Source organism: Yersinia sp. 2466 StPb PI (assembly GCF_041538325.1).
Classification (GTDB): Bacteria; Pseudomonadota; Gammaproteobacteria; order Enterobacterales; family Enterobacteriaceae; genus Yersinia; species Yersinia enterocolitica_E.
This window is the reverse complement of the sequence record NZ_JAULSL010000001.1, coordinates 3,772,829-3,785,209: the sequence shown is the minus strand read 5'-3', so window position 1 is coordinate 3,785,209 and position 12,381 is coordinate 3,772,829. Positions and strand designations below refer to the sequence as shown.

Here is a 12,381-nt window from a genome sequence, read left to right as displayed (position 1 = left end):
CCCATAAAAAAGCCGGCGGCTGCCGGCTTGTCATTATTACTCGTGCGTTATGATGTTGGGGATGGTGTCATCCTTTCGCAACGTCATTATTTCGCAGCCGTTATCGGTTACCACAATAGTATGCTCATACTGTGCCGACAAGCTGCGATCTTTAGTTTTTACCGTCCAGCCATCTTTCATGGTACGAATTCGGTAATCCCCTGCGTTGACCATAGGCTCAATGGTGAAAGCCATACCAGTTTGTAGGATTACGCCACCGTCGTCTGCATCGTAGTGCAGCACTTGTGGTTCTTCATGGAAACCTTCGCCAATACCGTGGCCACAATATTCACGCACCACAGAAAAGTTCTCTGCTTCCACAAATTTTTGGATCTCTTTACCCAGAGTGCGCAGGCGGATACCCGGTTTGACCATTTTGATTGCCAGGTACAGGCTCTCTTGAGTGACGCGGCACAGGCGCTCACCTAAAATGGTAGGTTTGCCGACGATAAACATTTTTGATGTATCGCCATGGAAACCGTCTTTAATAACAGTCACGTCGATATTGACGATGTCACCGTCTTTCAACACTTTCTCATCACTTGGAATGCCGTGACAAATAACTTCATTAATGGAAATACAAACCGATTTAGGAAAGCCGTGGTAACCCAGACAAGCAGAGATAGCCTGCTGATGGTTGGTGATATGATCGTGGCAGATACGATCGAGTTCACCAGTGGTTACCCCCGGTTTTACGTGAGGTTCAATGATCTCCAGCACTTCAGCAGCCAGGCGGCCAGCAACGCGCATTTTTTGAATATCTTCAGGTGTTTTTATTGAGATTGCCATGCAAAAGTGTCCGTAGGGGCTGTGAATACCAACCAGCCGCCGTAATATGAATAAGCAGGTAATAAATATCATATACCCTAAATAACCTGTCGCTAATGGTACCAGCCCTGCAATTAGCTGCCAAACTTTCGTTTGCAGTGACGACACTAAATGCAACAAAAGTTGGTGTGTTGCGGCTGTTTATGGTATAAAGCGCGCCGGCAAACCGCACTATTATGTTGTCGTTTCAGGTCCGATTTCAGGGCATGTCCTGATGGCAGGTAGCTGTTTAGCTGAGTAATACCAATCGCACTCATATGTGTAAATAACACACACGTGTCGACACATACGCCGGGGTGCCCTAAAGTTTTTGATGATTATCAATTTCTTATGGGGTCGGCGTTATGGGGCACGTGGAGGCATAACCCCAACTGATACTATAGAGGTTTTAATCATGGCAACTGTTTCCATGCGCGACATGCTCCAGGCCGGTGTTCACTTCGGTCACCAGACCCGTTACTGGAACCCGAAAATGAAGCCTTTCATCTTCGGCGCACGTAACAAAGTTCACATCATCAACCTGGAAAAGACCGTACCAATGTTCAACGAAGCTCTGGCTGAATTGAAAAAGATCTCTTCCCGTAAAGGTAAGATCTTGTTCGTTGGTACTAAACGCGCAGCAAGCGAAGCGGTAAAAGACGCTGCCAACAACTGCGACCAGTTCTTCGTGAACCATCGCTGGTTGGGCGGGATGCTGACTAACTGGAAAACTGTTCGTCAGTCCATCAAACGTTTGAAAGATTTGGAAATCCAGTCTCAAGACGGCACCTTTGACAAGCTGACCAAAAAAGAAGCGCTGATGCGTACTCGTGAACTGAACAAGCTGGAAAACAGCCTGGGCGGTATCAAAGACATGGGCGGTTTACCAGACGCTCTGTTTGTTGTTGATGCTGATCACGAACACATCGCTATCAAAGAAGCTAACAACCTGGGTATCCCGGTATTCTCTATCGTTGATACTAACTCCGATCCAGATGGCGTTGACTTCATCATCCCAGGTAACGATGACGCGATCCGTGCAGTTAAACTGTACCTGAACGCCGTTGCTACTGCCGTCACTGAAGGTCGTTCTCAAGATCTGGCCGTTCAAGCGGAAGAAAGCTTCGTAGAAGCTGAATAATAAGTCAGGCTCGTTGGAGCCCTTATTAACCAGGTATTGAAATATGTTGGTTAGGGGGCCTTTATAGGCCCCCTTTGCGTATCTAATGTGAGATCTTGTTTTCACAAGAGAACCGAGGAAATTTAAATGGTTGCTATTACCGCTGCTTTGGTAAAAGAACTGCGTGAGCGTACTGCCGCAGGCATGATGGAATGTAAAAAGGCGTTGGTTGAAGCTAACGGCGACATCGAGCTTGCCATCGACAATATGCGTAAATCTGGTCAGGCTAAAGCTGCCAAGAAAGCAGGCCGTATCGCTGCTGAAGGCATCATCCTGGCTCAACTTTCAGTCGACGGTAAGTTCGGTGTGATTCTGGAACTGAACTGCGAAACTGACTTTGTTGCTAAAGATGCTGGCTTCAAAGCATTTGGCGAAGAAGTTATCAACGCAGCTCTGGCTGACAAAATCACTAATATCGACGTTCTGAAAGCTAAGTTTGAAGAGCAACGCGCCAATCTGGTAGCTAAAATCGGCGAGAACATCAATATTCGTCGTATTGCTGCTCTGGAAGGCGATGTTCTGGGTACTTATCTGCACGGCGCTCGTATCGGCGTTATGGTTGCAGCAACTGGCGCTGATGAAGAGCTGGTTAAGCACATTGCTATGCACATTGCTGCAAGCAAACCAGAATATGTTAAGCCAGACGATGTTCCTGCTGAAGTTGTTGCTCGCGAGCACCAAATCCAGTTGGACATTGCTATCGAATCCGGCAAACCACGTGAAATTGCTGAGAAGATGGTTGAAGGCCGTATGCGTAAGTTCACCGGCGAAGTTTCTCTGACTGGTCAGAACTTCGTTATGGACCCAAGCAAAACCGTTGGTGATTTGTTGAAAGAGAACAAAGCTGACGTAACAAACTTCATCCGCTTCGAAGTGGGCGAAGGCATTGAGAAAGTTGAGACTGACTTTGCTGCTGAAGTTGCAGCAATGAGCAAACAGTCTTAATGCTAAAAATGGGGCCGCCAATCGGCGGTTCCATTTTATCCACTCGATACCCGTCATACTTCAAATTACAGGTGCGTTGACTGCTTTCGTTCACTTCAGTCACTTACTTATGTAAGCTTCTGAGGATTCGCTCAGTTGTCGTCTTCCTGCAACTCGAATTATTTAGGGTATAAGCTTAGTCCTGTCAGTTTTCAGCACACGGTATTGCTTTGAACATTTGACGGTCAAGTTCCCAATATTTATTACTGCTGCTTAGGACAGAACACCATGGCAACCAATGCAAAACCCGTATATCAGCGTATCCTGCTTAAGCTTAGCGGCGAAGCCCTGCAAGGCGCGGAAGGTTTTGGTATCGACGCAAGCGTTTTGGATCGCATGGCTCAAGAAGTTAAAGAGCTGGTCGAATTGGGCATTCAGGTCGGTGTGGTCATTGGCGGTGGTAACCTATTCCGCGGTGCCGGTTTGGCACAGGCTGGGATGAACCGCGTAGTGGGCGACCACATGGGAATGCTGGCTACCGTAATGAACGGCCTGGCAATGCGAGATGCACTGCACCGTGCCTATGTGAACGCCCGCCTGATGTCTGCTATTCCACTTAATGGTGTGTGTGATAATTACAGTTGGGCTGAAGCTATCAGCTTGCTGCGTCATAACCGTGTGGTGATTTTTGCCGCAGGTACAGGTAACCCTTTCTTCACCACCGATTCCGCGGCCTGTCTGCGTGGTATCGAGATCGAAGCTGATGTGGTGCTGAAAGCGACGAAAGTTGATGGAGTTTACTCCGCAGATCCGGTTAAAAACCCTGACGCAACACTGTTTGAGCAGCTAACCTATCAGGATGTTCTGGAGCGCGAGCTAAAAGTTATGGATCTGGCGGCCTTCACTTTGGCCCGTGATCATAACTTGCCAATTCGTGTTTTCAATATGAACAAACCTGGCGCTCTGCGTCGCGTGGTGATGGGTGAGAATGAAGGGACGTTGATCACTAAAGAAGTGACAGCGATCGCTAAATAAGCGGCAGCCTGTATTGTCAGGGGCATGCGGCTTTCAGATATGCCCCCAATGCCTGCAACTGTTGGTTTGTATATTCACCGGCTATACTCATGCTATGGCCTGCCAAGTAACCAGTTTCCAAGGGTTCACAACGTGATTAACGAAATTAGAAAAGATACTGAAGTGCGTATGGAAAAATGCTTTGAAGCTTTCCAAAACCATATCAGTAAGATCCGTACCGGTCGTGCTTCTCCAAGTATTCTTGATGGCATTCAGGTTGAGTATTATGGCACTGCTACGCCATTGCGCCAGTTGGCTAACATTGTGGTTGAAGACTCCCGTACTCTGGCATTGACCGTGTTTGACCGCAGCCTTAGCGCCGCGGTTGAGAAAGCGATCATGACCTCCGATTTAGGGCTGAATCCTTCTTCCGCGGGTACCGTTATTCGTGTTCCACTGCCAGCATTGACAGAAGAGCGCCGTAAAGACTTGATCAAAGTTGTTCGTGCAGAAGCAGAGCAGGGCCGTGTATCGATTCGTAACGTGCGCCGTGATGCTAACGAAAAAGTGAAAGCTTTGCTGAAAGATAAAGAGATCAGTGAAGATGAAGACCGCCGTTCTCAGGATGATATCCAAAAACTGACCGATGCTTTTATCAAGAAAGTTGATACTGCATTAGCGGCTAAAGAAGCTGAGTTGATGGATTTCTAATTCTGACTGACAAAAAACAGAGCGTCGCTTAGGTGGCGCTTTGTTTTTAGCAGGATCACTATTTTGCCGATTCACTAGGTTAGTAGAGTCATGCGATATCGGCAGTAATACGCTATAAAATTGGGCCGAGGATCTTTATTAGACCACCTGTTATTCGGGTCGGTTGCGCTCTCGCCTATCATAAAAACAGTTATTCAGAGCACTCTCATGAAGCAACTGACTATTCTTGGTTCTACTGGCTCCATCGGTAACAGCACTTTGGGTGTTGTCCGCGCTAATCCCGAATTATTCAACGTTACTGCACTTGTGGCTGGTCGCAATGTCGAGCAGATGGCAATGCAATGCCTCGAGTTTTCTCCTCGCTATGCCGCGATGTCAGATGAAATATCGGCCAAAGCGTTGCGCCAGTTATTGGCTGAGCACGGTTCGAAAACCGAAGTTTTTCATGGTGAAAAAGCGGCCGGTGAACTGGCTGCGTTAGACGATATTGATCAAGTGATGGCAGCAATTGTCGGTGTGGCAGGCCTGTCTTCAACGCTGGCGGCTATTCGTGCAGGTAAACAGGTATTACTGGCTAACAAAGAGTCACTGATTACCTGCGGCAAGCTTTTCATGGATGAAGTGAAACACAGCCATGCACAACTGCTGCCAATCGACAGCGAACATAATGCGATTTTTCAGAGTTTACCTGAGAAAATTCAGCGTAAACTAGGCTACTCTTCACTAAGTGAGAATGGCGTCTCGCGCATTATTTTAACTGGCTCGGGTGGCCCACTACGTGAAATACCTTTATCGCAATTTGCCGATGTCACACCAGATCAGGCTTGTGCTCATCCAAACTGGTCTATGGGGCGCAAAATTTCAGTCGACTCTGCGACTATGATGAATAAAGGGCTTGAATATATCGAGGCCCGTTGGTTATTTAATGCCAGCGCAGAGCAGGTAGAGGTTATTTTACATCCTCAATCTGTCATTCACTCGATGGTACGCTACCATGATGGCAGTGTATTGGCACAGATGGGAACGCCAGATATGCGTACCCCGATTGCGCATGCGATGGCGTACCCTATGCGAGTAAGTTCAGGTGTCGAACCACTGGATTTCTGCAAGATACATGAATTGACTTTTGCTGAACCGGATTATCAACGTTATCCATGCCTGAAGCTGGCTATTGATGCTTCTAATGCAGGCCAGGCAGCAACGACGGCACTGAATGCCGCGAACGAAATATCCGTTATGGCATTTTTAGCTTCACGCATTCGTTTCACTGATATTGCAGCCATCAACCTTAGGGTTGTGGAACAGTTATCATTGGCTGAACCCACTAGTGTGGATGAGGTGCTGATCATTGATCGTCAAGCCCGTGATACGGCAGCTCAAGCAATAGAAAAATTGAATCATTAAGTTGTATTGGCTGTTTTGGGAATTTGTTAGGGCAAGGCTGAGATGGTATAGTCTGCACCGTCAATAGATAGATAGACTGTTGATTAGTGGCCCAATAGGTATTTAAACCGTCTATTTTGGCTGTCACTTAAGAAGCCGTGACTTGGTACACGGCTTTTTTTGTGGGCTTACTGCCTAATGTTCGGGACGAACAATTGATTTATTGAGGAAATGAGTTCGCATTATGTCGTCTGTAAATGAAGATAGGGCTAACTTGTGCCCCCTGATTCCGCGTCATGTCGCTATCATTATGGATGGTAATGGGCGTTGGGCTAAAAATCGGGGTAAATTAAGGGTCTTCGGTCATAAAGCGGGAGTGAAATCAGTTCGTCGTGCAGTAAGTTTTGCTGCCAATCACCATTTGGATGCGCTCACGCTTTATGCTTTCAGTAGTGAAAACTGGAATCGCCCTGCTCAGGAAGTCACCGCTCTGATGGAGCTTTTTGTTCGTGCGCTGGACAGTGAAGTAAAAAGTCTGCATAAACATAATGTTCGTTTATCTGTTATTGGTGATATCAGTCGATTTAGTGAACGTTTACAACAACGGATCCGTCGCTCAGAAGCGCTAACTGCCGACAATGACGGTCTGAAACTCAACATCGCTGCCAATTATGGTGGCCGTTGGGATATTATTCAGGGTGTGCGCCATCTAGCTGAGCAAGTACAGCAAGGTGAGTTGCAGCCCACAGATATCAGTGAAGAATCGCTAAACTCGCATATCTGCCTGCATGAGCAATCTGAGGTGGATTTAGTGATCAGAACCGGTGGTGAACATCGCATCAGTAATTTTTTGTTATGGCAAATTGCCTATGCTGAACTTTACTTTACTGATGTACTCTGGCCTGATTTTGATGAACATGTCTTTGAAGGTGCGCTGAATGCATTTGCACAACGCGAGCGTCGCTTCGGGGGAACTACACCTATCGATGCCACTGCATCCTAGGGGGAACTTTTGCTGAAGTATCGTCTCATAACTGCTTTGATTTTGATTCCGGTTGTCATTGGTGCCCTGTTCCTGCTTCCGCCGGTTGGTTTTGCTATTGTCACTCTCTTTGTCTGTATGCTTGCAGCCTGGGAGTGGGGGCAATTAGCTGGGTTCGCCAGTCGTTCTCAGCGTATTTGGTTAGCAATACTTTGTGGTTTTCTACTGATCTCAATGCTGCTTAGCCTTCCTGCCTATCAGCATTCTGCTCATCTACCACAAGTGAGTGTCCCTCTCTGGCTCTCTATGGGCTGGTGGGTCGCAGCATTGCTGTTGGTGCTTACTTACCCACGCTCTGCGGCGTTGTGGCGCGATTCACGTCTGTTACGTATAATTTTCGGCGTTCTGACTATTGTTCCCTTTTTCTGGGGCATGGTGGCATTACGTCAGTATGGTTATGAGCAGAACCACCATATCGGCGCCTGGTGGCTGCTGTATGTGATGCTTTTGGTATGGGGTGCGGATTCTGGCGCTTACATGTTTGGTAAATTATTCGGTAAACATAAATTAGCGCCTAAAGTATCACCAGGTAAAACCTGGGAAGGATTAATTGGCGGTTTACTGACATCAGCTCTGATATCATGGTTGTTCGGTCGTTATGCTCCGTTGGATATCATCCCGGAAAAACTGTTAATCTGTTCCGTGGTGGCTGCATTGGCCTCAGTACTTGGCGATTTGACCGAAAGTATGTTTAAACGTGAAGCGGGAATCAAAGACAGTGGTCATCTGATTCCTGGTCATGGTGGGATACTGGATCGTATCGATAGCCTGACCGCAGCTGTGCCGGTATTTGCCTGCTTAATGCTGTTAGTGTTTTAATCCGTCACTGACGGGGAGTTTAGGGAATATGATGAGCATACTCTGGAGCCTGGCCGCGTTTATTATCGCACTGGGGATCTTAATTACAGTGCATGAGTTCGGTCACTTTTGGGTGGCGCGGCGCTGTGGTGTCCGTGTCGAACGCTTTTCGATTGGTTTTGGTAAAGCGCTGTGGCGTCGGACGGATCGTCAAGGTACCGAGTATGTTATCGCCCTTATCCCGCTGGGCGGCTATGTTAAGATGCTAGATGAGCGTGTTGAAGCTGTTGCTCCTGAGCTTCGTCATCAATCTTTTAATAATAAAACTGTTTTGCAACGCGCGGCAATCGTCAGCGCGGGCCCTATTGCCAACTTCCTTTTTGCTGTCATTGCTTACTGGCTGGTGTTTATCATTGGTGTGCCAAGTGTGCGCCCGGTAGTGGGTGACATTTCGCCACAATCCATTGCTGCACAAGCCAATATTTCTCCAGGAATGGAACTTAAGTCTGTAGATGGTATCGAAACGCCTGACTGGGACTCTGTTCGTTTGGCCCTCGTCGGCAAAATCGGTGATAAACAAACACAGGTGGGTGTGGCACCATTTGGTTCTGCTAATGTGGTGCAAAAGACACTGGATCTGCAACAGTGGCAGTTCGAGCCTGATAAGCAAGATCCTGTCGTGGCGTTGGGTATTATTCCACGAGGCCCGCAGATTGAATCTGTCTTGGCTGAAGTTCAAACCGGGTCTGCGGCACAAAAGGCAGGTTTACAAGCAGGGGATAGGATAGTTAAAGTTGGTGGTCAGCCACTGGATCGTTGGCAAACATTTGTTTTACAGGTTCGTGATAACCCCGGTAAGCCACTGGTGTTAGATATTGAAAGGGGTGGTACCCCCTTGTCTTTAACCTTAATACCAGATACAAAATCGGTTGGAGAAAACCGCAATGAAGGTTTTGCGGGTGTAGTGCCGAAAGTTATACCGCTTCCGGATGAATATAGAACGATTCGCCAATATGGCCCGTTCACGGCACTCTACCAAGCTGGGGATAAAACCTGGCAGTTGATGCGGTTGACGGTAGGCATGTTGGGTAAACTGATTACTGGTGATGTTAAACTGAATAACTTGAGTGGCCCGATATCTATTGCACAAGGCGCTGGGGTTTCAGCTGAGTACGGATTGGTGTATTACCTGATGTTTTTGGCACTAATCAGTGTCAACTTGGGCATTATCAATTTGTTCCCGTTACCGGTATTAGATGGTGGACATCTGCTCTTCCTGGCGATAGAAAAGCTGAAGGGTGGGCCGGTTTCTGAGCGAGTACAGGACTTCAGTTATCGCATCGGCTCGATTTTGCTGGTGTTATTAATGGGGCTTGCACTTTTCAATGATTTCTCCCGTCTTTAACGGCTGGGGATAGGTTAGGAAGAACGCATAACAACGATGGCGATGAAAAAGTTGCTCATAGCGTCGCTGCTGTTTGGCAGCGCCACCGTATACGGTGCAGACGGGTTCGTAGTGAAAGATATTCATTTCGAAGGCCTGCAACGGGTCGCCGTCGGTGCGGCGTTACTTAATATGCCGGTTCGCGTAGGCGATACCGTCAGTGATGATGACATCGGTAAAACTATCCGTGCGTTGTTTGCTACAGGCAACTTCGAGGACGTTCGTGTCCTGCGCGATGGTGATACGCTGATTGTTCAAGTCAAAGAACGCCCAACGATTGCCAGCATCACTTTCTCCGGTAACAAAGCGGTGAAAGATGACATGCTTAAGCAGAATCTGGAAGCCTCTGGCGTCCGGGTTGGCGAAGCCCTGGACCGTACCACTATATCCAGCATTGAAAAAGGACTCGAAGACTTCTACTACAGTGTGGGTAAATACAGCGCTTCAGTGAAGGCTGTTGTTACACCGCTACCGCGTAATCGTGTTGATATCAAACTGGTCTTTACCGAAGGTGTCTCTGCAAAAATTCAGCAGATTAACATCGTAGGTAACCACAGTTTCACAACTGATGAGCTTATCTCACGCTTCCAATTGCGTGATGAAGTGCCATGGTGGAACGTGGTTGGTGATCGTAAATATCAGAAGCAGAAGCTAGCCGGTGATCTCGAAATCTTGCGCAGCTTCTACTTAGATCGCGGTTACGCCCGATTTAATATCGATTCTACTCAGGTGAGTTTGACGCCAGATAAAAAAGGCATCTATATCACCATCAACATTACCGAAGGCGATCAATACAAGCTTAATAGCGTTGTTGTGAGCGGTAATCTTGCAGGGCATCAATCTGAAGCGGATAAGCTGGCAGCGATTGAACCGGGTGAATTGTTTAACGGCAGTAAAGTCACACGCATTGAAGAAGACATCAAGAAGATGCTGGGCCGCTATGGCTATGCTTATCCGCGTGTGGTCTCTCAACCAGAAATTAACGATGCTGATAAAACAGTCAAACTGCATATCAACGTAGATGCGGGTAACCGTTTCTATGTCCGCAATGTTCGTTTCGAAGGTAATGACACCAGTAAAGACTCCGTATTGCGCCGTGAAATGCGCCAGATGGAAGGTGCATGGTTGGGTAATGATCAGGTCGAAGCGGGCAAAGAACGTTTAAACCGTCTGGGCTATTTCGAAACCGTTGATGTTGAAACTCAACGTGTTCCAGGAACTGCTGATCAGGTCGATGTCACTTATAAAGTCAAGGAACGCAATACCGGTAGTTTAAACTTTGGTATTGGTTACGGCACAGAAAGTGGTGTCAGCTTCCAGGTTGGGGTTCAGCAAGATAACTGGTTGGGTACTGGTAATACCGTCGGTATTAATGGTACGAAGAACGACTATCAGACTTATGCTGAATTTACCTTAACTGACCCTTACTTCACCGTTGATGGTGTAAGTCTGGGCGGGCGTATCTTCTATAATGATTTTAAAGCAGATAACGCAGACCTGTCTGGCTATACCAACAGCAGTTATGGTATTGACGGTACTTTAGGCTTCCCAATTAATGAGAATAACTCATTACGGGTTGGTTTAGGTTACGTCCATAACTCCCTGTCTGACATGGAACCACAAGTCGCGATGTGGCGATATCTTGACTCTGTTGGTCAAGATCCTAATCTGACTGATCGTGCCAGCTTCACAGCGGATGACTTCACACTGAATCTGGGTTGGACTTATAACAACCTTGACCGTGGTTTCTTCCCAACGTCAGGGGTTAAATCATCAGTTAATACCAAAGTGACGGTACCTGGCTCTGATAACGAGTTCTATAAAATCACTTTCGATACATCTGCTTACCAACCGTTAGATGAAGATCATTCATGGGTGCTCTTAGGCCGTGGTCGCTTGGGTTATGGCGACGGTATCGGTTCGAAAGAGATGCCATTCTATGAGAACTTCTATGCCGGTGGTTCCAGCACTGTCCGTGGTTTCCGATCAAATAATATCGGTCCTAAAGCGGCATACTATAATGCTAATGGGACCATCAGAGATTCAACCGATGCGGTTGGTGGTAACGCGATGGCGGTGGCTAGTTTAGAACTGATTACACCGACGCCGTTTATCAGTGAAAAATACTCAAACTCTGTACGGACCTCCTTCTTCATTGACTCAGGTACTGTATGGGATACTAACTGGGAAAATACCGCACTGACGCGTGCTGCTGGTGTACCTGATTACAGTAAGGCGAGTAATATTCGTGTGTCTGCCGGTGTGTCATTACAATGGATGTCGCCATTGGGTCCATTAGTGTTCTCATATGCTAAACCGGTTAAAGATTACGAAGGTGATAAGTCAGAGCAATTCCAGTTTAACATTGGTAAGACTTGGTAATTGATTGGCAAAGTAGTTCTGAATTTTAAAGACAGCACTGGTAGTTGAAATAACCTAAGGTAGCGCTAGTGAGTTTGGCGCTATTTTAGGCACTATTCAGTATTAAGTGCACTTCAAGGTGTCTCTGACACAAACGGGTAATGGTAAGGAGTTTATAGTGAAAAAGTGGTTGTGTGCCGCAGGTCTTGGTTTAGCATTGGCAGCTTCTGCCAGCGTTCAAGCCGCTGACAAGATTGCTATTGTTAACGTTTCCAGCATTTTCCAACAATTACCTGCGCGTGAAACCGTAGCTAAGCAGCTGGAGAATGAATTCAAAGGCCGTGCAACCGAACTGCAAGGAATGGAGCGCGACCTGCAAACTAAAATGCAGAAGCTGCAACGTGACGGTTCTACCATGAAAGCCAGTGATCGTACCAAGCTGGAAAGCGACGTAATGAAACAGCGTGAAACTTTCTCTACTAAAGCCCAGGCTTTTGAGCAAGATAATCGCCGTCGTCAGATGGAAGAGCGTAACAAAATTCTGAGCCGTATTCAGGATGCTGTTAAATCTGTTGCTAGCAAAGGTGGTTATGATGTGGTGATTGATGCAAATGCTGTTGCATATGCAGACCCTTCTAAAGATATCACTGCTGACGTGCTGAAACAGGTTAAATAAAA

At 47.0% G+C, this 12,381-nt stretch carries 11 protein-coding genes; 10 read left to right on the top strand and 1 reads right to left on the bottom strand.

Translation table 11 applies throughout. The features are described 5' to 3' along the window. Window positions 1-36 precede the first annotated feature (36 nt). Complete coding sequence (map, locus tag Q2T72_RS17220) at window positions 37-828, bottom strand: type I methionyl aminopeptidase (protein WP_083162917.1); 792 nt, start codon at window positions 826-828, stop codon at window positions 37-39. A gap of 433 nt (window positions 829-1,261) precedes the next feature. Here map and rpsB point away from each other — a divergent pair, with 433 nt between their 5' ends. From rpsB to skp, 10 genes are all read left to right on the top strand, one after another. Beyond that, window positions 1,262-1,987, top strand: a complete 726-nt coding sequence (rpsB, locus tag Q2T72_RS17215; RefSeq protein WP_083164108.1) for a 30S ribosomal protein S2 — start codon at window positions 1,262-1,264, stop codon at window positions 1,985-1,987. Window positions 1,988-2,113: 126 nt separating this feature from the next. Then, on the top strand, window positions 2,114-2,971 hold the full coding sequence (tsf, locus tag Q2T72_RS17210) for a translation elongation factor Ts (RefSeq protein WP_372569536.1): 858 nt from the start codon (window positions 2,114-2,116) through the stop codon (window positions 2,969-2,971). A gap of 267 nt (window positions 2,972-3,238) precedes the next feature. Beyond that, window positions 3,239-3,985 (top strand): UMP kinase, encoded by a 747-nt coding sequence (pyrH, locus tag Q2T72_RS17205; RefSeq protein ID WP_083162919.1) that lies wholly within the window; start codon window positions 3,239-3,241, stop codon window positions 3,983-3,985. 132 nt (window positions 3,986-4,117) lie between these two features. Beyond that, a complete protein-coding gene (gene frr, locus Q2T72_RS17200; RefSeq protein WP_083162921.1) occupies window positions 4,118-4,675 on the top strand; it encodes a ribosome recycling factor in 558 nt (185 codons plus the stop codon). A 207-nt stretch (window positions 4,676-4,882) separates the two neighbouring features. Then, entirely contained in the window at window positions 4,883-6,079 is a 1,197-nt protein-coding gene (ispC, locus tag Q2T72_RS17195) for a 1-deoxy-D-xylulose-5-phosphate reductoisomerase (RefSeq protein ID WP_372569535.1), read from the top strand. A 223-nt stretch (window positions 6,080-6,302) separates the two neighbouring features. Beyond that, window positions 6,303-7,061, top strand: a complete 759-nt coding sequence (ispU, locus tag Q2T72_RS17190) for a (2E,6E)-farnesyl-diphosphate-specific ditrans,polycis-undecaprenyl-diphosphate synthase (protein WP_083162925.1) — start codon at window positions 6,303-6,305, stop codon at window positions 7,059-7,061. Window positions 7,062-7,070: 9 nt separating this feature from the next. Further along, on the top strand, window positions 7,071-7,919 hold the full coding sequence (gene cdsA, locus Q2T72_RS17185) for a phosphatidate cytidylyltransferase (RefSeq protein WP_083162927.1): 849 nt from the start codon (window positions 7,071-7,073) through the stop codon (window positions 7,917-7,919). Window positions 7,920-7,947: 28 nt separating this feature from the next. Further along, the gene (gene rseP / locus Q2T72_RS17180) at window positions 7,948-9,303 is read left to right on the top strand and encodes a sigma E protease regulator RseP (RefSeq protein ID WP_083162929.1); all 1,356 of its coding nucleotides are present in this window, start codon (window positions 7,948-7,950) and stop codon (window positions 9,301-9,303) included. A 36-nt stretch (window positions 9,304-9,339) separates the two neighbouring features. Further along, on the top strand, window positions 9,340-11,724 hold the full coding sequence (bamA, locus tag Q2T72_RS17175; protein WP_083162931.1) for an outer membrane protein assembly factor BamA: 2,385 nt from the start codon (window positions 9,340-9,342) through the stop codon (window positions 11,722-11,724). Between the two features lie 157 nt (window positions 11,725-11,881). Then, window positions 11,882-12,379 (top strand): molecular chaperone Skp, encoded by a 498-nt coding sequence (gene skp / locus Q2T72_RS17170; RefSeq protein ID WP_032820361.1) that lies wholly within the window; start codon window positions 11,882-11,884, stop codon window positions 12,377-12,379. The last annotated feature ends 2 nt before the right edge of the window (window positions 12,380-12,381 follow it).

Bases quoted from the DNA above. Each gene is read 5' to 3' on its own strand.
- ispC (WP_372569535.1), top strand. From the start codon at position 4,883: ATGAAGCAACTGACTATTCTTGGTTCTACTGGCTCCATCGGTAACAGC.
- tsf (WP_372569536.1), top strand. From the start codon at position 2,114: ATGGTTGCTATTACCGCTGCTTTGGTAAAAGAACTGCGTGAGCGTACT.
- bamA (WP_083162931.1), top strand. From the start codon at position 9,340: ATGGCGATGAAAAAGTTGCTCATAGCGTCGCTGCTGTTTGGCAGCGCC.
- rpsB (WP_083164108.1), top strand. From the start codon at position 1,262: ATGGCAACTGTTTCCATGCGCGACATGCTCCAGGCCGGTGTTCACTTC.
- pyrH (WP_083162919.1), top strand. From the start codon at position 3,239: ATGGCAACCAATGCAAAACCCGTATATCAGCGTATCCTGCTTAAGCTT.
- rseP (WP_083162929.1), top strand. From the start codon at position 7,948: ATGATGAGCATACTCTGGAGCCTGGCCGCGTTTATTATCGCACTGGGG.
- map (WP_083162917.1), bottom strand. From the start codon at position 828: ATGGCAATCTCAATAAAAACACCTGAAGATATTCAAAAAATGCGCGTT.
- ispU (WP_083162925.1), top strand. From the start codon at position 6,303: ATGTCGTCTGTAAATGAAGATAGGGCTAACTTGTGCCCCCTGATTCCG.